This is a genomic window from Trinickia sp. (assembly GCF_057351765.1).
The window spans coordinates 67,017-90,802 of the sequence record NZ_JBMRBK010000091.1; the positions used below are offsets into that span (position 1 = coordinate 67,017).

Sequence of the window (23,786 nt, forward strand, 5' to 3'; positions counted from 1 at the left end):
GACCGCCAGCGCGCACGACGGCAATCATACGGTACGGCGCGGGGCGTTCAGCGAAATACCTTGACAGAGGCATACGTCAAGCGTAGGGTGAGGGCCGAAGTCTTCAAGAAGCGTGATTGCTGTTCATCATTGACCGCGGAACGCGGTATTCGTTGTCCTCTCCCTCCTTGATTCTTTTCCCCGCGTCGATTTCGCGACGCATCTCTACATTTGTCCATTATCAGGAGAACTTTTATGGATACCGGTACCGTCAAGTGGTTCAACGACAGCAAGGGTTTTGGCTTCATCACGCCTGACAACGGCGGCGACGACCTCTTCGCGCATTTCTCGGAAATTCGCGGCGATGGTTTCAAAACGCTCGCCGAAGGCCAAAAGGTCAGCTTCGAGACGAAGCGTGGCCCCAAAGGCATGCAAGCCTCGAACATCTCGCCTCTGTAAATAGGCAGGGTGCTTCACAGCACCCGCTGCGCCCGCCAAATCGCGCGCAAAACTTGCCGAACCCGCTTCCCGTGAGGGATCCGGGATTCGGCGTGTCGTCGTGTTCGCGATGGCTCACTCACGGAGAAATGGATTTGGCAAAAGAAGAATTGCTCGAACTCGACGGTGTGGTGGACGAAGTGCTGCCCGATAGCAGATTTCGCGTCACACTCGAAAACGGCGCGGTAGTCGGGGCGTACGCCTCGGGTCGCATGCGTCGACACCATATCCGCATCCTTGCGGGCGATCGCGTCCGCCTCGAATTGTCGGTCTACGACCTGACCAAAGGGCGCATCAATTTCCGGCACAAAGACGAACGTGCGTCGGCCAGTGCCCCCCGGAGTCGGTTTGCACGGCGCTGACGCGTCGAAATAAAAATAGCTTGGCGTGTTCCGAGCCATCGGCCTGCAACGGACGACGCGACTCAATCGCCCTTTCTGAATCCGCTCGGCGTGGTGCCTGTCAGGCGCTTGAAGAAGCGCGTAAAGTACGCGGGTTCCGAGAACCCGAGCAAATCGGCGATCTGACTCACGCTCAGCGTCGTATAGATCAGATTCCGCTTGGCCTCGAGCAGCAGCCGCTGATGCACGATCGAAAGCGCGCTCTGGCCGGCCAGGCGCTGACAAACCGCATTCAGATGGACAGCCGTGATACCCAGCGACGACGCATACTCGCTGATCGGCCGTTGCTCGCGATAGCGCTGCTCGAGCAGCCTCGAAAACGCCTTCAGGTGGGTATGTCCGCGATCCAACCGTTCGTTGGCCACTTCGCGCTGACGATCCTGGCGGCTGGCCCATACCATCAATGCGCTCACGAGCGAGCGCAGCAGCAAATCTCGCGAAGGCGCCGGGTTGCGGTATTCGCGGTTCAATGCCGCGCAGAGCATATCCAGGTATTTCCGATCCGCGCCTGCCGGATAGCAGGCGGGATACTGCAGCACGGGGCGCGGCGCGTCGATCTGTTCTTGAAGCCAGTTCACGAGCGGAGCTGCGATCGTGATGACGAATCCATCTACGTCCGGACTGAACCTGAAGCCATGCACGCATAGCGGCGGCACGATCTGGATCGCTGGCCGCTTGATTTCCGTGCGCTCGCCTTCGATATCGATCAGAGCCGTTCCTCTGCGGACGTAGAGAAGTTGCGCGAGGTCGGAATGACGGTGCTCGCGAATCTCCCAGTCATACAGGCTGCTGCGCTCCGGGATCGACTCGCAGTGAAGCAGGTCCGGCGTGCGCCAGTCATGACCTTCCCCATAGAGCTTGAAGATCGGAATGTCGTGCAAGGTCGAATGCTTCATTGCCTGATCGCGTCCGACGGCGTCGGCGCCGTTCCCGTTGCGCCTGTCTTCAACAATCCAATCAGTGCGCAAGGGCCTGCGCGCGATCGCCGCTCGGACCCTTGCTGCCTTGCTGAGGATGGACTGCCTGCTTCACGAGCAGCGCCACGGCGGAAATGATGCCGCCCACGGCCAGGACTGCGAAGATGCCCGCAAAGCTGAAGTGCAGACGTGTCAGCTCGGCTACGAGAAAAGAGCCGGCGATTCCGCCGAATCGGCCGATGCCGAGCATCCAGGCAACGCCGGTACCGCGTCCGGCGGTCGGATAGAAGGCAGCCGCGAGCGCCGGCAGCGACGACTGAGCTGTATTCATCAACACACCCGCCATGAATACCAACAGCACGAGGCCACCGATATTGCCGGCCGTCTGGCCGATCATGAAAACACTGACGGCCGTCAATGCAAAGCAGGCCGCGACGATCCGGTTTCCGTTACGCCGATCCATCAGCGCGCCTGACAGCACGGCACCGATGCCGCCGAGCGGGAACAATGCGGAGATCAGCGTGGCTCGCTGCGGCGCAAGCCCTGCATCCTTGAGCAGGATCGGCATCCAATTGATTGCCGCATAGAAAATCACGAGCCCCATGAAATAGGCGATCCACAGCATGATGGAGCCGAAGATGTACGAACGGGACAGTACGACACCGATCCCATTGCCGTGATGCGCCGGAGCCGCCTCGCCCAACGTGAAGTCATGGACCGCATCCGCATCCGGCGAAATGCGCCGCAGCGCGGCGCGGATCTTCTCCTTGGATTGCGCACGCAGCACCATGAAGCGGACGGATTCGGGCAAAGCAGCAGCCATGACCAGCAAGAGCGCCAGCGGCACGAGGCCGCCCAGGACGAGCACGCTGCGCCAGCCGTAATGCGGAATGATCCAGGCGGCCAGGAAGCCACCCAACGCCGCACCCAAAGGGAAGCCGCAGAACATGAGGTTGGTCAGTGTGGAGCGACGCGAATCGGGGCAATACTCGCTCATCATGGTGACCGCGTTCGGCATGGCAGCCCCGAGGCCGATGCCGGTTATGAAGCGCAGGATCGTCAACTGACTCAGGTCACCGGCAAAGGCCGATATCAGGCAGGCCACGCCGAAGATGGCGACGGAACCGATCAATAGCTTGCGTCGGCCGAGCCGGTCGGACAAAGGACCGGCGACGATCGCACCGAAGGCCAGACCGAACAATGCGGCGCTCAAGACTGGCGCAAGGGAGGGCTTGGTCAGATGCCATTCGCCGAGCAGCGAAGGGGCGATGAAGCCGATCGAGGCCGTATCGAAGCCGTCGAGCAGCACGATGACGAAACACATGGAAAAAATCAGCCACTGGAACTTCGAAAAGCGCCGAGCGTTGATGAAATCCTGAATGTCGACGGCGTGGGCAACTGTCATCGTCTTCCTCCATGTCTTGTCTTATGTTTTCTGACCGGGGTGACGAAGTTGCGCGTTAGGCAGTCGTCCTGATGCGATCCGTCGAACGGGCCCGGCCGGTGTGGTCGAGCCATTGTAGAGGGAAGGCACGCAGCCGACTTGCAAAAAGATCCAGAAAAATTGGACTATTCCAATAACGAGGGATTTCCCGATGAGCCGGCCGGACGCCGGGTTGGATACCCATCTCGTCGGCGTCCGAGGGTGCGGTTTTTACTTCACATGGACCTTGATCGTCTGGCTCCATTCCGGTCCGTATGATCGATGTGCGCCATCGGCGAACTGCAACGTGAGCGTATGGTCGCCCGGCGGCAGCGTCAGTTCGGCTTCGGTTTGGCCCTTACCATAATGAATGGCGTGATCGTTCGCAGGTATCACGTCTCCTTTCGCAAGCGGCTTGCCGTCGATGAGGATATGGTGATGCCCCGCCCCTTCGATCACTTCGCCCGCGGGCGCGACGCGCATTCCGCTGACGGCGAATTTGACGTGCACGGGGTTGCTCACTGTCGCGCCATCGGCAGGCTCGACAAAACCGACGCCCGCGGCCGCCTGCGCGCTCATCGAGCCGGTGGAGACGCTCGCGCATATCGCCAAATTGAGAAGAAGCTTTGCGAATCGTCGAATCATGGGGACTAGCTCCTGGAAGGATGAAAACTCCGTAAATCGGCGCGCACGTTCGCCGCTGCATACCGAACGCATAACGTTGCTGCGTACTTGCAAAACACAGCGGCCACCGACTTTATTCCGCGACTACGAAAGCGCGCATGGGCGAGCGCGCGCTATGCGCGCCGCTATGGGTCTTTGTACAGGAAGTGCAGAAAGATTTCCGGTCGGGATCGACACGACAACGGAGCTATCGCCAGAACTCACGCCCGCTCAGCGATCACCATCGCCGGGCGCTTACACGCCGGCACTCCCGTAGAGCTGAGGCGCCAACTCCGGAGTACGACCCTGTGCGATCTGCGTGCCGAGCCGCGCGAGATCGACGCTGTCGTTTTTCGCAACGAGAACATACGCGAGACGATCGCGCCGCCAGGTGATGGCGTCCATCCCGCCCACCTGCTCCGCATGCGCCGGCTCGTCGGGTCCTGTTTCGGCAATCGCGCACAGCGCGACGGGATCGCCCCGCTCGGGCAGATAAACGATCTGCACCAGCGGTTGGCCGGCATAGTTCAATCGCTGTACGCGTTTGAACGTGAGACCGGCCGCACGCAGATCGGGAATGCTGAGCGTCGGCATACCGTCGACGCGGCGGATCTGATCCACCGTCCGCGCGGTGGCATTGCGGTCCGTAACGAGATCGGCGAGCGTCTTGCGCGAGTACAGCACCTGATAATCGACGACGGCTTTGACCCATGGCGAAACTTGCGAGTCCCTCGTATCGGCGGCGGCCAGCAGCGAGCCAGTCGTGACCGGCGGAAGGTATCTGAACACGATACCCGCGCTGAATGCACCGGCAACGAACGCGACGGCGAGCCAGGGCAGCATCATGCGTTGGCGGCCACGCGGGGCATTCGAGGCAAGCCGCTCGACGTTCGAGCGAAGCTGCGCCGGGACGTCGGGCAGCACTTGATGTTCGAACGCAGCCTGAAACGGCAAAGCGGAAGCGCGCATGATGACGAGCTGCTCGGCCAGATCCGGCGACTGTTCGAGCGCGGCCTCGACCTCGGCCCGCACTTCGGGACTGGCCGTGCCGTCGACATACTCCATCAGCACGATCTCGTCGACGCTCATGATTGAGGTTCTCCTGTCATCGTTTGCGCCAACCCCACGCATTCGATTTCCGCAAACGTCATACCACCCTCGGATCGCGCATATTGCCGGCTTGCCGGTTGGCGGGAGCGCGAACCGCCCGGCGGTCGTCGTTGTGGAAACGCTGCCCGATCGTAAGCCGGGCGCGGGCGAGCCGGCTCATGACGGTCCCGATCGGAATGCCAAGTGTGTCCGCCGCTTCCTGGTAGCTTAGTCCTTCGCTCGCAACAAGCAACATCACGACGCGCTGCGCATCCGGCAATTCGTCCACCGCTTTCATGATTTCCCAATGCAGCACTTTCAGCTCGGGATTGGAACCGGCCGGGGTCGCAATGGTATCGACCAACTCCTCGCTCCATTCGAGACTGGCGCGGCTGCGAATCTGGCGCGCTCGCACCTCGTTCAACCAGACGGAATGCATGATCGAAAACGTCCAGCTCAGCGCCGACGTGCCCGGCTGCAATTGGTGTCGCCGCTCCAGCGCGCGCACGCAAGCACGCTGGACGAGATCTTCGGCGTCTTCCTTGTTGCGGGCAAGCCGCAGTCCGAACCGCCACAATCGCGGCAACAGGCTCGGTAAAATTTCTGCTAGATCGTCCACCTGATTCATCGATTTGCACCGTTTTACCTGAAGCACCTCGTTGAAGTCGCGCTGCATCCGAAGTGTGTCACGTTAGCGGCCCCATGATCTACGCAAACCAGAAGTGGAACTACGGAAAAGCGAAGCACGCACACCGTTCCCATTCAAACATTGCCGATATCTACTAAAAGCCGTAGTGACGAATTGGCGCCCGCTCAGCTCGGCGCTGAAGAATGCGCCGAGCATTTATCATTGCTCGCGTCGAATGGCGCGGCGGCCACGGTCCCCACTATTGTCGCCGCCGAGTCAGAGATATGGACATCACCCCAAAAGCAATCGCGAATACGAGAGGAGTGGCTCATGGAACATGGCATCGACGAACGCAGGCGTTGGCTCGCGCTGATCCTGCTCTGTTTCGGCGTGCTGATGATCGTACTCGATACGACCATCGTGAACGTCGCCTTGCCGTCCATCCGCGCGGATCTCGGGTTCACCGAAACGTCGCTCGTATGGGTGGTCAATGCCTACATGCTCACGTTCGGCGGTTTTCTACTGTTGGGCGGCCGCCTCGGCGATCTGTTCGGGCACCGGAGGCTGTTCCTGCTAGGCATCGCGCTTTTCACGCTGGCGTCCACCGGATGCGGGCTCGCTTATTCGCAAGGCCTGCTGGTCGCTGCGCGCGCGGTGCAAGGTGTGGCCGGAGCGGTGGTCTCCGCCGTCTCGCTGTCGCTGATCATGAATCTGTTCACCTCGCCGGGCGATCGCGCGAAAGCGATGGGCGTCTATGGCTTCGTCTGCGCGAGCGGCGGCAGTATCGGCGTGCTGCTTGGCGGTCTGCTGACGAGTACGCTCAGCTGGCACTGGATATTTCTGGTCAACGTCCCGATCGGTGTCGGCGTCTATGTGGCATGCCTGGCGCTGCTGCCGGCCGCCAAGCCGTTGGCTGAGCGCGGCAAACTCGATGTGGCGGGCGCGCTCGCCGTCACGACCTCGTTGATGTTCGCGGTCTATGCGATCGTGCATGGCAACAAAGCGGGCTGGACGTCCGTACCGACTCTTGCACAGCTCGGCCTCGCCATCGGCTTGATGGTCGTTTTTCTGATCGTCGAATCGCGCGTGTCACATCCGCTCATGCCGCTTCGCATGTTCGCGTTGCGCAATGTGGCGACCGCCAACGTGGTGGGGGTGCTCTGGGCCGCGGCGATGTTCGCATGGTTCTTCATCTCGGCGCTCTATCTCCAGCGGGTGCTCGGCTACAGCGCCATGAAAGTCGGCCTGGCATTCCTGCCGGCCAACATCATCATGGCCGTCTTTTCCCTCGGGCTATCGGCGAAGCTCGTCATGCGCTTCGGTATTCGCGCCCCGTTGTGCATCGGTCTTCTCGTCGCGGCGCTCGGCCTTGCGTCGTTTGCGCGCGCACCCGTGGACGGCAGCTTTGCGTTACACGTGCTGCCGGGCATGATCCTGCTGGGCCTCGGTGCCGGTGTGGCGTTCAACCCGGTTCTGCTGGCCGCCATGAGCGATGTGGCGCCCGACGAGTCGGGTCTGGCCTCCGGCGTGGTCAACACGTCGTTCATGATGGGCGGCGCGCTGGGGTTGGCGATTCTCGCCAGCCTGGCGGCTGCGCGCAGCGATCGGCTTGCCGCCGCGGGGGCGGACCTCAACCGCGCGCTCAACGGCGGTTACCATCTCGCGTTCCTGCTCGGCGCGATTGCCGCCACGATCGCCGCGGTGTTGGCCGGCGCGTTCGTGCGGACGCGGCCCCATGAAACGGTAGCTCATCCGGACGAGACCGCGCAATCCGTTTCCAGCGCGAGCCGGTAGCGCCGCGGCGCTCGAGATCTTGAAGGTGTCTACAGTAGTCGAGTCGACGGGATTTGAAAAAATGCCACGACCTCGCTCAGTTGGCGCCCCTGCTCGTGTAGCGAAGTCGAGGCAGCTGCGGCCTCTTCGACGAGCGCCGCGTTTTGCTGCGTCGTCTGATCCATCTGGGCCACCGCTATATTGACTTGCTCGATGCCACGGCTTTGCTCTGCCGAAGCCGCTGCAATTTCATTCATGATGTCGCGCACCGCCGTGATCGCTCGCGTGACCTCGTCCATCGTCTCGCCAGCTTCCGATGCCAGTCGTGCACCATCGTCGACTTTCGCGACGGACGTGGCGATGAGCTCCTTGATTTCCTTGGCGGCGCCAGCCGAACGCTGGGCCAGATTGCGCACCTCTGACGCCACGACAGCGAAACCGCGCCCTTGATCCCCGGCGCGTGCTGCCTCCACCGCCGCATTCAACGCGAGAATGTTCGTCTGAAACGCGATCCCTTCGATGATCCCGGTGATGTCCGCGATCTTGCCCGAGCGCTCGCTGATCTCGCCCATGGTATCGACGACGTTGCCCACCACGGCGCTGCCTTTGAGCGCAACCTCGGCCGCATTGCCGGCCATTGCGGTGCCTTGGTGCGCATTGTCCGCATTGCGCCGAATCACCGCGGCGAGTTCCTCCATGCTGGAGGCGGTCTGCTCGAGCGAGCTCGCCTGCTCCTCCGTGCGCGAAGAGAGATCCTGATTGCCCGCGGCGATCTGGCTGGTCGCCGTCGCCAAGCCATCGGCGCCGCGACGTACCTGGCCCACGACTCGGAGAAGCGACCCGGTCATATCGCCGAGCGCGCTTAGAAGCCTGCCTGTCTCGTCGGCGCGATCGGTGACGATCGCTTGCGTGAGATCGCCACGCGCTACCGCCTCGGCGGCCGATACGGCTGCGCCGATCGGAACGGTAATGCCCCGGGCGATGAAAAACGCCAACAGGATGGCCAACACCAAGGCCGCGATGGTTACCCCGATGATCGTGCGTTGCGCGAACAAGGCGGCTTCTGTGATCGAAGCCCCCTTTTCATGCGTGCGTGCGGTCCCGATGGCGATCAAGGCATCGAGGGCACGGCCGATGGGCTTGTCCGCTCCCGCGACGTTACGGTCGCGCAATTCGATCGAAGCACCTGACGCGATCAGCGGATCGAGGGCCACGAGCGTCGCACGGTAAGCGGCCGTTGCCGCAATCAGCGTGTCGACACCCGCCGACTCGGCAGGCCCAAATGAACCCAAGCGCAATGACGTTCGAGCCGAGTTATCGATCTCGTCCAGGTTCGCGAGGAACTTCGCGCGATATGCACCGCCGCGAAGGACGTAATCCTTGTAGCTGTGCACCGCCTCGCCGAACATATCTTTCGCGTGCTCGAGCAAGCGGAGTTTCGCGACTGTGACCGATTCGTACTCCTGCCATTCCCCACTGATGGCGGACAACCGTCCATACGCCACGACACCAAGCACCGCTGTCAGCAAAGCGGCGATGAAAAAGGCGATGGCCAGACGAGCGCCAATGCGCAGATCACGGAAACGGGGCAGCATAGGGCAATTCCTTCTTCGGAGCTCGGCCAAGGGGAGGCGCCATCTCGCAGCCCAATTACAGGGAACGAACGCGGGCGACGCTATCTGATCAACGGCAGCCGTAAAACTTTCTGAACCCCTCGATGCCCCGCGTTTTCCCAGCCCCTGCAGTCTCCAGATTCGAGCCATCGCCTCCCATGGCTCGGATTAGCCCTGAATTCGGCCTCTTTTTATCGAATCGAAGCCCGCGTCGCGCGCGCAGACTGCCAATCATCGACAGACCGGATGGCTGACAAGCCCGAGACCCGGTCGCGATCTTCGACACTCTGGGAGGCCGACATGAGCGCTTTCGCGACAATTCTCTCCATCTGGTTCATGGTCGCCACTTGCGCGATCCTGTTCATCCGCGGCGCGAGCCCGCGTGTCGCAACGAGGCTCGAGCGCAGCAAGGTGACGGTCGAGGCCCATCCGTACCGACGCCGGTAGTCTTCCGCCGATGCCCGCCGGACGCCGTTGAGCGCAGGATTGCGCGCGGCTGTGCAGGCTGGCGGCAGTCGCCGCCATTCGAAACGGCCACGAGGAAACGGTACACTGGCGCACCCGGCTACCGATTCCTCACGATGTTCGCCTCGCTCAATCATCCGCTCAGAGATCCGCTTTCCAAGGAACTTCACGCACGCCCCTTCCTGCGAATTACCGGCCCGGCGTCACTGAGCCATCTCGCCATCTATTCCGAGCACGACGAAGACATCCACGGCCGATTGTTGGCGGCATTGGCCGCCGCGATGGAACTTCCGGCGCCTTCTGCCCAGCACAATCATTACGCGGCGGGAAAAGGCGACTGGCAAGTCAAGTGGGAAAAGCACACCGAGTTTTCCACCTTCACCTTCGTGCGCACGGCCGCACAGGAGCGTCTTTTCGATGGCGCAGCGATGGCGGATATTCCGCGCTCATGGCTCGCACTGCTCGAAAAAAGCGTCTTTGTCGCCGTCCACGCCGAATTGCTCTGCAACGCCGAAGCCGAAGCGGCACGCCGTGAAGTCCGGGCGTTACTGCCTGGGCCCGTACTCGTGGGTACCAAGGTTCTTTCGGGCGGTGAAGTCTACTGCGACTGGCTCGTCCACGACGATCACTTCTCTCGCTTCCTGGTACTCGATCTCGGCTTTCGCGAGGCGCAGGCCGGCCGCCTGATCCAGCGGCTTTTCGAAATCGAGACCTATCGGATGATGGCGTTGCTCGCGTTACCGGACGCCCGCCGCCACAGCCAGTTTCTCGGCAAACTCGACGGATCGCTATCGATGCTCATGCGGCGCATGGAGCAGACCGGCCCCGAGCACGACGACGCCTATCTGCTCAGGGAGCTCACCCGCCTGGCCGGCCAGATCGAGGCGCACGCTGGCCTGGAGACGCGCTTCAGCGCGTCCGCGGCCTACGAGAAGCTCGTGCTCGCACGCATTGCCGAGTTGCGGGAAGCGCGGATCGAAGGGTTCCCTACGATCGCGGAATTCATGCAGCGCCGGTTATTGCCCGCCATGCAAACGTGCAGTTCCGTGTGGTCGAGGCATCAACAGTCCGCCACGCGTGTTGCGAGGGCCGTCGATCTGCTGCGTACGCGCGTCAATCTGGCACAGGAGGAACATACGACTGCGCTGCTCGAAGGCATGAATCGCACCGCACGCACGCAACTGCATCTGCAACATGCGGTGGAGGGCCTCTCCGTGGCGGCCATCTCGTACTACGTCCTCAATCTTTCGGGCGCGGCGCTACGCGCGCTCCACGCGGCACAACTGCCGCTGGACCCCGAGGTGCTGGAAGGCCTGCTCATCGTTCCCGTCGTGGCGGGCGTGCTGTTGTTCACCCGCCGCATCCGTCGTTTGGGCCGCGCAGATTCGCACCGACAGATGGGTTAGGACGCCGCACCAGCCAGCCGCGACAGAATCCGGCTGGCGCCGCGAAATCCATCGCCCGATGCATTATTCACACGATTACACCCAGTGCACGGCGGCCGCTCCGGAATTGCGTTTTCCCGCAAACCAGTTCGCATAAGGCCGAGCCTTGGACGCGGATACTGAGCACCATCGAGCGTAAGCGACGGGGTCGACTTGCATTGGAGGGCTCCTCGGACATGACACGGATTGGAAAGGACCGCTGCGAGAATCGTCCCGACGGCGAGCAGCCAATCGCGGGCGGACGCACGTCTTCGAATCCGCCCGAGCCGGCGCCCGCGACGCGAAGCTTGCCGCCTGCGCTACAGCCGCTGAATGCCAGGCCGGCGAACAACTCCTCCGTATACCTCCATAAGCGAGCGCGGGTAACGCTATCGGACCCGCTCATCGAGACCCCTTACGACAAGTACGCAATCGGCCTGGTCTTTCACGAAGGCCAGTTCAACGGCAGCCGCCCCAATGAACGGCTGGCGTCGCAGTTCATGCCGTCGACGGTACGCGGTGTCTCGCCGTTTTGGGATCTCGACGAGCGAACGATTGCGCAAAAGGGGGGCAGTCTGACGGTATTCGGCGACGTGAGGGGCTCGCCATTCGAAGCACCCGACGGGAAGGTCCGCATCCGCTTGCACTATGGCGACCGGACCAATCTCGAGCGCCTGAGCGAACATTTCGGCCAGCCGACCCTGGAGCAGAGAGAGCCCGCTTTCATGCGCAGTTCGTATCGAACGGTACTGATCAAAACAGGCTCGGGCTGGCAGCAGTTCAAATTTTCGATACCTGACAACCCACGTTTCTCCTTCAACGCGCCCCACAAGCGATTGTTGCCGCGGGACGTCGAAGCCGCAGTCCAATTTTCCGCGGCACTGCAAGGCAACCCCCACTATATCCGTGAGCCGGCCGGCATCGCGCTGAGATTCGACGATGGCGCGGCACCGATCACCGCGCTTTGGCGCGAAATGCCCGTGGCCAGTCGTGGATTCAAGAATGGCGACTTCGTCGCCCCCGTTCACGTGCTGACGGACCCCGCATTTGCCGATAGCGAGCAAGGACGAACCATTTTCGGTACCGGCGCGCGGGGAGCTACTTCGATCGGCGAACTTCAAGGATCGTGGCTCGTTCGCGAGTTGGCGCCGAAGCTCGCGGCTATCCTGATGAACACGCTCACCGACACGCATGCCCATCCGCAATTGCACGAGCAGAATATCGATGTCGTGATTGACGTTCACGGGCGGGTTGTCGACGTCCTCGTGAAGGACCTGAGCGATATTGCCCTCGACTACCGTGCAATTGCGGCGGCTGGACATAGGGAGCGATGGGGCGGTGTGCAGACGAACGACATGGCCTACGCCTCGCCGATGTCCGACCGTCTCCAGTTTCCAAATGGCGAGCGATACACCGTCGAGCGTTTTTACGAGGCATTCTTCGGCAGCATCGGAACGCGCCAGGGCGAATCGACTGGGCAGCCTCCCGCACCTTCGGCGATTGCGCAACAGGCGACACATATGCTGGCGGAAAAAATACGGCGCTGGCTTCCCGGAGCATGGCTGCAAGCTCGGGGCCACGGGGCAGCGTACGGACGCGCGTTCGGCGCCAGCGCTGCCACGCCTTACGAACGCATCGCCGCTCTTCGGCAACTGATCGTTGAATATCTCGAGGAAGGCAAGCGGCCGGTCTGACGCCGGTCAGACTAATGCAACGAAAAATCCTCATTACTGTTTGGAATTCCCGCCAGCATTTCCGGTATCGACGCCAGCCGCAGGGCCCATTGCCAGGCGAGCGACACGATTGCTTCGATCGTCCTCACAACTGCTCGCCGCCTACCGAGGCGTTACGCATCGCCATCACGCGCGGCACGATCTCGTCGAACACCTCGCGCAGCGACGTCGAACCGAAACGGCGTTCGCCCGCGCCGGCTTCGACGTCGATCATGCCGGCGTTATGCGCGTCGTAAAGCTCGACGATCAACGCCACATGCGCGGCGCTCAGTCCCGCATGGGCGAGCGTCTGCTCCCAAGCTTCGCGCGGTACCGCGACGGCATCGATGTGCCGGCCGCTCGCCTGGCCAAGTGTTTGCGCGACCTCGAACGCATTGACGCGGTGCTCGCATTCCACACTCACCACGCGCAATGCCTGCTCGGATTCGTCGAGCAGCAGTTGGGCCGCGACGCGCCCGACATCGGATGCCGCCACCGTCGGAAATTGCTTGCTCAGCGGATGGTGAAAGCTCGGTAGCACCGCTGTTTGCAACGCAAGCGGCATCACGCGCGCCCAGTTATGCATATGCTCGGCCGAACGCAGCATGATCGAGCGCGCCGCAATACCGCGCCACCGCTGCTCCAGTTCGTGAAAGAGGACCGTGATCCCGGTTCCGCGCGGCTTTTCCGCGCCATAGTCCGACAGCGCAAGCACAACGGAAGGTGGCCGCGCACGCAGCGCCGTCTCGACCGCATCGATCGCTCGACGCATCGTATCGGCCGGTTCCGTGTCGCCGCGTGGCACCGGGCAAAGCATCTGCACCGCATATGCACCTTCGAGCGCACGTTGTACCGCGGCGCTATCGGCCAATTCGCACACGACCACGTCGCATCCCATGCGTGCAAACGCGTTGCCCTGCGCGCGGTCGTGTACCACCGCGCGCACGGGCTTTCCCGCCTCGACGAGCGCCGTTACCGTCGCGCGCCCCACATTTCCCGATGCACCGAAAATGACGAACACGATTTGCTCCGTCCACTAAGGTGAGGCCGATCCTATCGCGGCATCGGAGGTTTCGCGCGCATGCCCGGATCGCAATTCGCAGATATGGATGGCGACGATGGGCCACCCAGCCGCGCGCCGCATGTAGGGCATGCCGGAGCGGACCCGGTGAAAACGTCGCACAATGTCGACCATTCGAACCGACGCCCAGCCCCTCGATGCCATGAACGCAACGACACGCGATCAACTCCCGCCGCCCCTCGCGCGGTACGTGCTGCACTCGAGCACCGGCCTGGGATGGACTGGGTTCGGCGCCGAATTGTTGGCGTTCCCCGCCGGGGCCTACCAGGTTCCGGCAAGTACGGCCCACCGCATCGCCTTTCACGTCGGTGCGCCAGTCAAGGCCCGCTGCCGCTGCGACGGGAGCCGATGCGCCCGCATCCAGGCGCACGGCGATGCCGATGTCGTTCCCGCCGGGCTCGACGGCGAGTGGATCGACGAGTCCGACAGTACGATCTTGCGCATCTGGGTGACGGATCGCTTCGCACGAACCACTTTCGATCAGCTTGGCCTCACAGCTTCGCAAGCGCGCATCCGCCCGCAATTCCAATTACGCGATCCGCGCTTGCAGCATCTCGCGTGGGCGCTGCGTGCCGAGCTCGAATCCGATCTGCCGTCCGATCCGCTCTTCGCGGAGAGCCTGTGCACCGCGATGACGGTGCGACTGGCTGCAGGCGCGCCCGCCCTTGGCGAGCGCAAGCAAACGCTCGGGCCGCGCGCGGCCAGACTCGTTGCGGAGTTCATCGAGAGCCATCTGGACCAGCGTTTGACGCTGTCGGATCTCGCCGCATTGGTCGAACTTAGCGTGCCGCACTTCAAAGTCCTCTTTCGTGAGACGTTTGCGATGCCGGTGCATCGTTACGTCGTTCAACGCCGCGTCGAGCGCGCCCGCGAGTTGATCTTGCAAGGCAAGCTGAGCGCCACGCAGGTTGCCTTGGAAACCGGTTTCGCGCACCAAAGCCATATGGCGCATTGGATGAGCCGTTTGCTCGGCACCACGCCGCGGCACATGATGCGCGCCGCCAAGCAAAGCCACGATGGCGAGCCCTCGGCGCCGATCGAGCGCCGCGCGCGATACGGCTGAGTGCCATATCGGAACGCACGCAATGCCGTCGGCGCGGCAACCGGCACAGGCGGAATTCCTGCGCCGCCACACCTCGGGCTGGCACGTCCCCTGCGGGATGTGGAGCAATCGCTCGGTTTTCTGTCGGGGCACGCCATGACCGCGCTTTCACTTCGCAGAACGTATGATGCCGCGCGGCGCGAAGTCGCCTGCGTCGCCGATGCGGTCGTGCATTTCGGCGAACACCGATGCACGACGATGGCAGCCGGCATCGCCTTTTTTTCGGCCTTTTCGCTGGCGCCGCTACTCGTCATGGTAATCGCCGTCGCGGGCTGGTTTTTCGGCGCCGACGCCATCCGCGGAGAAATCTTCTCGGACGTTCATCAGTTGATCGGCGACGAGGCGGCCGCCGCGGTGCAGATGATCGTCGCCAATGCCCGTACGCACAAAGACAGCGGCGGCTTCGCCGCATTCGTGTCGTTCGTCGCGCTCGCACTCGGCGCGTCGGCGACCTTCGCTTCTTTGAACAGCGCCCTCGCCGTCGTATGGCCGATCGGTGCGACGAGCCGTTTTTCCAGCGTCGTCGCGCTCGTCAAGGTGCGGCTCATTTCATTCGGACTCGTGCTCGGCGTGGCGTTTCTCGCGATCGTATCGCTCGTGCTCGATACCATCATCACGTTCGTCGGCGAATGGCTCTGGGGCGGTACCTCGTATGCCGCAGTCGGCGACATCCTGCAGTTGACGTTCGGGCTCGTGGTACTCGCGCTGTCGTTCGCAGCGCTACTCAAATTCCTGCCCGACGCTCGTGTCGAGTGGCGCGATGCCTTGATAGGCGGCGTCGTCTCCGCGTTGCTGTTTTCTGGCGGCAAAAAGCTGTTCGCGCTCTATCTCGCGCATGCCGGAATGGCCAATGCGTTCGGCGCGGCAGGCTCGCTCGCGGCACTGCTCATGTGGCTTTACTTTTCGGCCCTCGTCCTGCTGTTCGGCGCGGAGTTCGCCGCGTCCCGCGATCGCACGAGGCGTGCCGCGAGAGATCAGCGCCGAAAGGAACGGCAGCGTGCGGGCCCCGTCCGTCCGGCAGCCGGTAAAACGCTACGCTGATGAATTAAGTGGCGCTTTAGCCAGACAATTACGCGCGTTCGATTAATTAAATATCACAACGTGAACTATTCCTCATTTAGGAATAGACAATTTCGCATTACGCAACGATGCGTCGCGTGGCGGCTTACCGCGGCCACGTGACACGGGTGTTTCCTTTTGGAGACACTTTCTTTTTTTCCTGTCACCTTTGTAAGGACATTGCGATATTCTCCGCTTCGCAACAGTCTTCGATAATCATTCGCGTGGAGAAATGATGAAAAAAATCGCATTGTCGACGCTCTCGCTCGCATTGCTCGGCGCCGCGGGTGCTGCTCAAGCTCAGAGCAGCGTGACGCTGTATGGCGTGATCGACACGTCCATCACGTACGTACATCACCAGTCGGGTAGCGACAACGGCTGGAACATGGGCACCGGCAATCTGTCCGGCAGCCGCTGGGGCCTGAAGGGCCAGGAAGATCTGGGCGGCGGACTCGCAACGATTTTCCAATTGGAAAACGGCTTCAACTCCACCACGGGTCAACTGGGTCAAGGTAGCCGCATGTTCGGCCGCCAGGCGTTCGTCGGCCTCGAGAGCAAGCAATTCGGTACGGTGACGCTGGGCCGTCAATACGATCCGCTCGTCGACCTGGTGCAAGGCATCACGGCTGACAACTACTTCGGCAGCGTGTTCGCAACGGCAGGCGACGTCGACAACTACGACAACAGCTCGCGTACGAACAACTCGATCAAGTACCTGTCGCCGAACTACGCCGGCTTCCAGGTCGAGGGCATGTACTCGCTGGGCGGTGTCGCCGGCAAGACGGGCTCGGGTCAAACGTGGTCGGTGGCTGCGGCTTACAACAACGGCCCGCTCGGCGTTGCAGCAGGCTACTTCAAGGCTGACAACACGAACGGCGTGCGCACGCCGACGGCATCGGGCGGCGGCTGGAACGGCACGTCGGACGGCACGTTCAACGGCCCGATCAACCTGGGTTACCAGACGGCGAAGTCGATCAATATCGCTCGCGTTGCCGCGCAGTACACGGTGGGTGCGTTCACGGTCGGCGCTGGCTACAGCAATGCGCAATACAAGTCGGACGGCTTGTCGACGTTCGGTTCGACCGAGAAGTACAACACGGGGCAAGGCTTCGTGAACTACCAGTTGACGCCGGCGATGCTGCTGGGCCTCGGCTATAGCTACACGAAGTCGAGCGGCGATACGTCGGCCAAGTACCACCAGGTTTCGCTGGGTGCCGACTACTCGCTCTCGAAGCGCACGGACGTGTACCTCGTTGGCGCATATCAACATGCCAGCGGCCAGACGCGTGACGCGACGGGCACGGCGGTTGTCAACGCGCAAGCGTCGGTGGGTTCGTACGGCTACGCCGGCACGAGCAGCCAGGAACTCGTGGCAGTGGGTCTGCGCCACAAGTTCTAATCGAAGTCGAACGGGGTCGCGACGAGCGATCGTCAGGACTCCGATGCAATGCCAAACCGGCAGGGATCGTTCCCGGCCGGTTTTTTTTTTTACGGCAGGAGTTATCGCTTTAGCGATTACTCCTGCCCAATGCAAAGCAAGGCCGGAGTTACCGCTCTAGCGGTTACTCCTGCCCAATGCAGAGCAAGGCCCGAGTTACCGCTTCAGCGGTTACTCCTGCCCAACGCAGAGCTAGGCCCGAGTTACCGCTTCAGCGGTTACTCCTGCCCAACGCAGAGCAGGGGGCATCGCCAGCAAACGCGAAGCAACTAGAAAGCTGGTTGATCGACTTCTGAAAGCTCGGTGCCTCGGTCCCTTAATTTGCGCGTGCTCCAATGCGCCCGTTCCCCCACGATCAGGAGCACGCCCCATGTTTCGCCGCACGTACTTTCCTGCCCTACTCGCCGCGGTGTCGCTGACCGCGTTTGCCGCGTACGGCGACAACTCTCAGGCACGGCACTGGCACCGGTTCGCCGATACGTTCCCGACCGCTACGCCGATCAAACACCTCGTCGTCATCTACAACGAGAACGTCTCGTTCGACCACTACTTCGCGACCTACCCGCATGCGACGAACCCCGCCGGCGAGCCGGTATTCGTGGCCGCGCCGGGCACGCCGAAGGTCAACGGTCTGAGCGGCGCACTGCTGACGAGCAATCCGAACTCTACGAACACGGCCAACGGCACCGGTGCCGCGAATCCGTTCCGCCTCGACCGCACGCAAGCGGCAACGGCTGACCAGAATCACGCCTACACGGCCGAAGAGCAGGCCTACGACAACGGTGCTGCCGATCTCTTTCCGAAGTACACGGGTAAGGGTTCGAGCGGCGGCGCGGGCGCCTTCGGCACCAAGGGCCAAGTCATGGGCTACTACGACGGCAATACGGTCGCGGCCATGTGGAACTATGCCCAGCGCTTCGCGATGAGCGACAACGCCTATACGGACACTTACGGTCCGTCGACGCCTGGCGCGCTCGAAGCGATTGCGGGCCAGACGAACGGCATGCAGATCGTCAAATCGTCGAGAAACTCGTACTACGTGAACGATACGCAAGGCGGCTTGACGATGATCAACGACGTCGATCCGGCCTATGACCTCTGCTCGAGCGCGACCGATCAGGCCATGATGTCGGGCAAGAATATCGGCGATCTGCTCAATGCGAAGGCGATCCCGTGGGGCGGCTTCATGGGCGGCTTCGACTTGTCGGCGATGAACGCGAACGGCACGACGGGCTGCGCTCGCAGCTCGCTGTCGAACGTGGTCAACGCTTCGACGGCCGACTACATCCCGCACCACAACTGGTTCCAGTACTACGCGTCCACGTCGAACCCGCAACACTCGCGTCCGAGCTCGCTGCAATCGGTCGGCTTCTCGCTGGCGGACGACGGCAGGACCAGGGACCCGGCCAACCACCAGTACGATATTGATGACTTTTTCTCGGCGGTCAAGGCCGGTAACTTCCCCGCAGTGAGTTTCCTGAAGGCGCCCGCCTATCAGGACGGTCACGCGGGATACTCGGATCCGCTCGACGAGCAGGCGTTCACGGCGAAGGTCGTCAATTTCCTGCAGCAGCAGCCAGAGTGGGACCGTACGGCGGTGATCGTGACGTGGGACGACTCGGACGGCTGGTATGACCATGCTTATGTGAAACCGACGAGCGCATCGTTCGATCCGGTCGCCGATCAGCTCAACGGCTCGGGAATGTGCGGCACGGGTCAGCAGCCGCTCGGGGTGAACGGCGGACCCGTGAATGGCCGCTGCGGCCCGGGCACGCGTATTCCGTTCCTCGTGATTTCGCCGTGGACGAAGCCGAACTACGTCAGCCACACGCAGATTTCGCAGGCTTCGATCGTCCGTTTCATCGAAGACAACTGGCTCGACGGCTCGCGCATCGGGGGAGGCTCGTTCGACGCGACGGCCGGCGATATCTCCGATATGTTCGACTTCCATAGACCGCATCCCCAGCGCCTCATTCTCGATCCGACGCTGGGCACGCCTATCCATGGACGCCATGAAGGCGACGAGCAGTAAGTAGTCCGCCCCACACCGCGACGTTTGCAAGCCAGGGCCCCCTCGCGGGCCTTGGCTTGTTTGGATCGTGACGATGAAAACGCGCTTTCGCGCACTGTCCTGCGCGCCATGACGCCATGCAAACGAACGTTACCCACGCGCCCCCTCCCGCTCGATCGATGCCGCGCCGCCGAGGATGGACCGTGCTCGCGGCCGCGGCTGCGCTCCTCGCGGCCAGCGCACTGGCGCTGGCCGCAGCGTATCCGCGCTCGGCGCCTGCCCCGATCGGAAGGATCGTCGCCCAACTGACCGGTGTGAACCTGCACCCGGTCCGTCTGCAGCGCCCGCAAACCGCTCCGCTGAGCGCAATGGCGATGCTCGGCAAGTCGATCTTCTTCGATCCGACGCTTTCGGCTTCGGGCAAGCTCTCTTGTGCGTCATGCCATAGCCCCGCGCGCGCATACGGCCCGCCCAATGCATTGCCTGTGCAGTTTGGCGGCAGCGACATGACGCTTCAGGGCGACCGTCCCCCGCCCTCGCTCATGTATCTGTATCGCCAGCCGAATTTCGGTATCGGTCCTTCGCAAGCGGATGCCGACGAGCCCACCAATCTCGCACAAGCCGCGCAGCAGGCATCGAGCGCGACGCGTGCGCAAAAAACCGCCGGCACCGCGCCCGCTGCTCCGGAGCTCGTGCCGCAAGGCGGCCTCTTCTGGGACGGGCGCGCCGATACCTTGCAGCAGCAGGCGTACGGTCCGCTGCTCAATCCGGTCGAAATGGCCAATGCAAGCGAACAGGAAGCGGCCGACAAACTGGCCCACAGCGCTTACCGCGATGCGTTTGCGAAGCTCTTCGGCGCGAGTGTATTGAGCGATCCGCGTTTGCTGCTTTCCGAGGCGATGTTCGCCGTGGCACGCTATCAGGTCGAAGATCCGACGTTCCATCCCTACACGAGCAAATACGATTACTGGCTCGAGGGCAAAGTCCGTCTCACCCGTGCGGAAATGCGTGGCCTGCGCCTCTTCAACGATCCGAAAAAGGCCAATTGCGCCGGTTGCCATCTATCCACGCCGACCCAAGACGGCCAACCGCCGATGTTCACGGACTTCGAGTACGAAGCGCTCGGCGTGCCCCGTAACCGCCTGCTGGCCGTCAACCGTAACGCGAACTATCACGACCTCGGTCTGTGCGGTCCCCACCGGACCGATCTCGCGAATCAGACTCAGTACTGCGGCATGTTCCTCACGCCGAGCTTGCGCAACGTTGCCACGCGCAGTGTCTTTTTCCACAACGGGGTCTACCGCTCGCTCGACGAGGTGCTGACCTTCTATAACCTGCGCGACCTCGATCCCGCAAAGATCTATCCGCGCGACGCCAAGGGAAAAGTCGAGCAATACGACGACTTGCCCTTCAAATACCGGGCGAACATCGACAAGACCGATGCGCCGTTCGATCGCAATCCCGGTGACACGCCGGCTATGACACCCGCCGACATTGCCGACATCATCGCTTTCCTGAAGACGTTGACGGACGGCTATGCGGTGCCGCCATCGAAGCCACAGCGACAGCGGTGAAGCGCGCTTTCGCATAAAAAATCCCTGTGAGCCGTCGAGGCCCACAGGGATTTTTGCGAAAAACGCGCGATGTAACGCGGTTTTAGGCCGAAGCCGCGTCCTTCAGTTTCTTCAGCGGACGTGCCTTGATGCGCACCGACGCGGGCTTTGCCGGGAACCAGCGATCTTCGCCCGTGAACGGATCCTTGCCGAAGCGCTTCTTCTTCGCCGGCACAGCTTGCACGACGATCTTCAGCAGGCCGGACAGCGTGAACTCACCGGCACCCTTCTTGTGCACCGAGCCGAGAATCGTGTCCTCGAGCGCCGAGAGCACCGCCTTCACCGATTTCGGCTCGACAGCCGAGCGCTCCGAAAGGTGGGCAGCCAGCGAGGCCTTCGTGAAGGTGTCCTTGATCGGCGACGCAGCACCGGACGCCTTCACGGCGACCTTCTTAGCCGCGGCTTTCTTCGCGGGCACTTTCTTCGCAGCTGCTTTCTTCGCCGGTGCGGCGGCAGCCTTTTTCGCAACCTTGTTTGCGGAAGTCGACATGTTTCTCCTACCTGTTGGTCGTTGAACGCACGAAGCACGCACAACATGCGCGGCGCTTCAAGGCCGGATTCTACAAGCGCCGCGCGCCTTCATGCATCTGTTTTATGCATGAAGGCCTGCCAAGACGCCGAATTTGTTGCGTTCGGCAGACTGTATGCCCGTGTCTCGCGCAACGGAAGTCACGAAAAACGGCGGACGTCCCCCCTCGAAATCGTTTGGACGCAAAGCGCTCGGCGCGCAAGAGACGGACCCGCCCTGGGGCGAACCCTACGTTTGCGTACTCAACCGATGCCGAACGCCGGGTCGCTCATGCTGCCGCGGCCGGTTTCAACGTGGCCGGCGAACCCGCGCTCGAACGAGGAATCGGTGTCCACGAACACCGCAAGGTCGTACCAGCCGTGGGAAGCGCGCAAATCGAAGTAGACGTCCACAATCTCGCCGCCCACGACGCGCCGTTTGACGGAGGGAGAACCGTAGGCATCGCGCACCGTGAATTCGCAAGCCGCGCTGCCGATGTTTCGGAGCCGCAAGCCGATACTGCCGTTCGCGACGTCATACGCTTCGGTCACTTCGGGCAGCGCAACACCGCCGCCCCACCCGCGTGTCGCCTTTGCCGAGCCCTTGAAACGCCGGAAAAACCCGTTCGGCCCATGCAGGCTGTAGTGATAATGACCATCGGCATCGAGCGGGACATCGTCGGACAGACGCTTGCCGATCTCCACGGCATACGCGCGCGGGGTGTCGGAGCTGCCCGTGCGATAAAGCAGAAACGCGGCACCCGCGCGGCCGCGGTTCGTCAGCTCGATCCGTAACGTGCGCTCGCTCGCCGTGATGTAACCATGAGCAAAGAGCTCGTAGGGCAGCGCTCGCGCGGGTCGTACACCCGCCTCCTGAGCCGGTTGCGATGCGGTGAGCGGCGGCAGCGGAATATAGCTGAAACGGCGTTGGCGATCGACCGGCCCATATTCATCCGTACCGGGCAGCGCTGGAAACGCGGTGTTCGGATTGGCGAAATCGAACGCACTCGTCAGATCGCCGCAGATCGCCCGCCGCCATGCCGTGATGTTCGACTCCCGCAGCGCACCGCTGCCGGCGCGGCTGAACCGGCGTTCGATGAAGCGGATGATCGACGTATGGTCGAAGGTTTCCGAACACACCCAGCCGCCCTTCGACCACGGCGACACCACGAGCATCGGTACGCGCGGGCCCAATCCGTAGGGACCGGACGCTTTGCCCGGCGCACCGCCAAAGTATTCGTTCGATGTGTCGACGGTGGAACGTCCGGTCTGATCCGACCATGGCGCGAACGGCGGCACGACATGATCGAAGAAGCCGTCGTTTTCGTCGTAGGCGATGAAGAGCACCGTTTTGCTCCATACCGCCGGATTTGCCGTCAACGCTTGCAATACCCGGTCGATGTACCAGGCGCCAAAGTTGGGCGGCCAATTTGGATGTTCGGAATACGCCTCGGGCGGAACGATCCACGATACCTGCGGCAGCCTGTCGTTCAGCACGTCGACCCTCAGGATATCGAAGTAACCGTCTCCCCTCGCCGCATTCGTACCGGTGCGCGCATTGTCGTATAGCGCATCGCCTGGCCGCGCGTTGCGATACTGGTTGAAAAAGAGCAGTGAATTGTCGCCGTAAGTGCCGATGAACGGGTCCTTCGTCCACCCCCAGGAACCGTTTGCGTCGAGGCCCATACCGATGTCCTGATAGATCTTCCACGAGACACCGGCGGCTTGCAGTTTCTCGGGAAAAGTCGACCACGTATAGCCCGCCTCGGCGTTATCGATCACGGGGCCGCCGCCGGTACAGTCGTTGCCCAGTCCGCCCGTCCATAGGTAATAGCGGTTCGGGTCCGTCGGCGCCATGCTCGAGCAATGGTAGGCATCGCAAATCGTGAAGGCGTCGGCGAGCGCGTAGTGGAACGGAATGTCCTCGCGCGTGAGGTAGGCCATCGTGGTCGGCCCTTTCGCCAGCACCCATTGATCGTAGCGGCCACCGTTCCAGGCGAAGTGAGTCGTCGCCCAATCGTGCAGCAGGCCTTGCATGTACTTCATGCCGAGGTTGGCCACGCCGGGCCGGTAGGGCGAAAGCTGACCGTATCCGGCGACGACCGGCTGATTCCAGACCGGGTTGCCGCTCGGCAGCGTCATGGCGCGGCGGTCGCCGTAGCCGCGCACACCGCGAAGCGTACCGAAGTAATGATCGAACGAGCGGTTTTCCTGCATCAGGACGACGACGTGCGCGACGTCCTCGATGCTGCGGGTCGTATCGTGGGCGGGAATCGCGAGTGCATTGCGAATGCCCGTCGGCAACAAACCGGCAGCGGCAAATGTACCTGCCGCTTGCGCGGCTGCCCGCATGAAAACGCGGCGGCTGATCGACGTCATGAGCTGGACCC

Annotated in this window: 20 protein-coding genes; 11 read left to right on the top strand and 9 right to left on the bottom strand. The window is 62.4% G+C overall.

Annotated elements, in window-relative coordinates:
* Nucleotides 1-234: 234 nt before the first annotated feature.
* Nucleotides 235-438 (top strand): cold-shock protein, encoded by a 204-nt coding sequence (locus ACO1XS_RS24760; RefSeq protein WP_173259452.1) that lies wholly within the window; start codon nucleotides 235-237, stop codon nucleotides 436-438.
* Between the two features lie 134 nt (nucleotides 439-572).
* On the top strand, nucleotides 573-839 hold the full coding sequence (gene infA / locus ACO1XS_RS24765) for a translation initiation factor IF-1 (RefSeq protein WP_331573707.1): 267 nt from the start codon (nucleotides 573-575) through the stop codon (nucleotides 837-839).
* A gap of 62 nt (nucleotides 840-901) precedes the next feature.
* Here infA and ACO1XS_RS24770 read toward each other — a convergent pair whose 3' ends face one another.
* The 5 genes from ACO1XS_RS24770 to ACO1XS_RS24790 form a co-directional block, all read right to left on the bottom strand.
* Nucleotides 902-1,774 (bottom strand): helix-turn-helix domain-containing protein, encoded by an 873-nt coding sequence (locus ACO1XS_RS24770; RefSeq protein WP_486391936.1) that lies wholly within the window; start codon nucleotides 1,772-1,774, stop codon nucleotides 902-904.
* A 61-nt stretch (nucleotides 1,775-1,835) separates the two neighbouring features.
* Nucleotides 1,836-3,200, bottom strand: a complete 1,365-nt coding sequence (locus tag ACO1XS_RS24775; protein WP_331573710.1) for an MFS transporter — start codon at nucleotides 3,198-3,200, stop codon at nucleotides 1,836-1,838.
* 249 nt (nucleotides 3,201-3,449) lie between these two features.
* On the bottom strand, nucleotides 3,450-3,797 hold the full coding sequence (locus ACO1XS_RS24780; RefSeq protein ID WP_486391960.1) for a DUF4399 domain-containing protein: 348 nt from the start codon (nucleotides 3,795-3,797) through the stop codon (nucleotides 3,450-3,452).
* A 339-nt stretch (nucleotides 3,798-4,136) separates the two neighbouring features.
* Nucleotides 4,137-4,970 (bottom strand): anti-sigma factor family protein, encoded by an 834-nt coding sequence (locus ACO1XS_RS24785; RefSeq protein WP_331573712.1) that lies wholly within the window; start codon nucleotides 4,968-4,970, stop codon nucleotides 4,137-4,139.
* A 58-nt stretch (nucleotides 4,971-5,028) separates the two neighbouring features.
* Nucleotides 5,029-5,598 (bottom strand): RNA polymerase sigma factor, encoded by a 570-nt coding sequence (locus ACO1XS_RS24790; RefSeq protein ID WP_331573714.1) that lies wholly within the window; start codon nucleotides 5,596-5,598, stop codon nucleotides 5,029-5,031.
* Between the two features lie 330 nt (nucleotides 5,599-5,928).
* Between ACO1XS_RS24790 and ACO1XS_RS24795 the strand changes: the two genes are divergently transcribed.
* Complete coding sequence (locus tag ACO1XS_RS24795; protein WP_331573716.1) at nucleotides 5,929-7,392, top strand: DHA2 family efflux MFS transporter permease subunit; 1,464 nt, start codon at nucleotides 5,929-5,931, stop codon at nucleotides 7,390-7,392.
* Between the two features lie 29 nt (nucleotides 7,393-7,421).
* Here ACO1XS_RS24795 and ACO1XS_RS24800 read toward each other — a convergent pair whose 3' ends face one another.
* A complete protein-coding gene (locus tag ACO1XS_RS24800; protein ID WP_331573718.1) occupies nucleotides 7,422-8,966 on the bottom strand; it encodes a methyl-accepting chemotaxis protein in 1,545 nt (514 codons plus the stop codon).
* A gap of 318 nt (nucleotides 8,967-9,284) precedes the next feature.
* On the opposite strand from ACO1XS_RS24800, the gene ACO1XS_RS24805 reads away from it, so the two are divergent.
* The 3 genes from ACO1XS_RS24805 (at nucleotide 9,285) to ACO1XS_RS24815 (ending at nucleotide 12,567) form a co-directional block, all read left to right on the top strand.
* Complete coding sequence (locus ACO1XS_RS24805) at nucleotides 9,285-9,431, top strand: hypothetical protein (protein ID WP_331573720.1); 147 nt, start codon at nucleotides 9,285-9,287, stop codon at nucleotides 9,429-9,431.
* Between the two features lie 134 nt (nucleotides 9,432-9,565).
* Nucleotides 9,566-10,855, top strand: coding sequence for a DUF3422 family protein (locus tag ACO1XS_RS24810; protein WP_331573722.1), 1,290 nt, complete (start codon nucleotides 9,566-9,568; stop codon nucleotides 10,853-10,855).
* Between the two features lie 215 nt (nucleotides 10,856-11,070).
* The gene (locus ACO1XS_RS24815) at nucleotides 11,071-12,567 is read left to right on the top strand and encodes a hypothetical protein (RefSeq protein ID WP_331573724.1); all 1,497 of its coding nucleotides are present in this window, start codon (nucleotides 11,071-11,073) and stop codon (nucleotides 12,565-12,567) included.
* A 124-nt stretch (nucleotides 12,568-12,691) separates the two neighbouring features.
* Here the strand turns inward: ACO1XS_RS24815 and ACO1XS_RS24820 are convergent, their stop codons facing one another.
* Complete coding sequence (locus ACO1XS_RS24820; protein WP_331573726.1) at nucleotides 12,692-13,606, bottom strand: NmrA family NAD(P)-binding protein; 915 nt, start codon at nucleotides 13,604-13,606, stop codon at nucleotides 12,692-12,694.
* 202 nt (nucleotides 13,607-13,808) lie between these two features.
* Between ACO1XS_RS24820 and ACO1XS_RS24825 the strand changes: the two genes are divergently transcribed.
* The 5 genes from ACO1XS_RS24825 to ACO1XS_RS24845 all read left to right on the top strand — a co-directional run bounded on the left by ACO1XS_RS24825 (nucleotide 13,809) and on the right by ACO1XS_RS24845 (nucleotide 20,850).
* Entirely contained in the window at nucleotides 13,809-14,729 is a 921-nt protein-coding gene (locus tag ACO1XS_RS24825) for an AraC family transcriptional regulator (RefSeq protein WP_331573732.1), read from the top strand.
* Between the two features lie 135 nt (nucleotides 14,730-14,864).
* Nucleotides 14,865-15,809 carry a YihY/virulence factor BrkB family protein gene (locus ACO1XS_RS24830; RefSeq protein ID WP_486391937.1) on the top strand — a complete coding sequence of 315 codons (945 nt, stop codon included), beginning with the start codon at nucleotides 14,865-14,867 and terminating at the stop codon, nucleotides 15,807-15,809.
* A gap of 253 nt (nucleotides 15,810-16,062) precedes the next feature.
* The gene (locus ACO1XS_RS24835; protein WP_481579672.1) at nucleotides 16,063-17,226 is read left to right on the top strand and encodes a porin; all 1,164 of its coding nucleotides are present in this window, start codon (nucleotides 16,063-16,065) and stop codon (nucleotides 17,224-17,226) included.
* A gap of 409 nt (nucleotides 17,227-17,635) precedes the next feature.
* The gene (locus tag ACO1XS_RS24840) at nucleotides 17,636-19,297 is read left to right on the top strand and encodes a phospholipase C (protein ID WP_486391938.1); all 1,662 of its coding nucleotides are present in this window, start codon (nucleotides 17,636-17,638) and stop codon (nucleotides 19,295-19,297) included.
* Between the two features lie 158 nt (nucleotides 19,298-19,455).
* Nucleotides 19,456-20,850: a cytochrome-c peroxidase gene (locus ACO1XS_RS24845; RefSeq protein WP_486391961.1), complete on the top strand. Its 1,395-nt coding sequence runs from the start codon at nucleotides 19,456-19,458 to the stop codon at nucleotides 20,848-20,850.
* Between the two features lie 82 nt (nucleotides 20,851-20,932).
* Here the strand turns inward: ACO1XS_RS24845 and ACO1XS_RS24850 are convergent, their stop codons facing one another.
* Nucleotides 20,933-21,379: an HU family DNA-binding protein gene (locus ACO1XS_RS24850; protein WP_331568219.1), complete on the bottom strand. Its 447-nt coding sequence runs from the start codon at nucleotides 21,377-21,379 to the stop codon at nucleotides 20,933-20,935.
* A 281-nt stretch (nucleotides 21,380-21,660) separates the two neighbouring features.
* Nucleotides 21,661-23,775, bottom strand: a complete 2,115-nt coding sequence (locus ACO1XS_RS24855; protein ID WP_486391939.1) for a phosphocholine-specific phospholipase C — start codon at nucleotides 23,773-23,775, stop codon at nucleotides 21,661-21,663.
* Nucleotides 23,776-23,786: the final 11 nt, after the last annotated feature.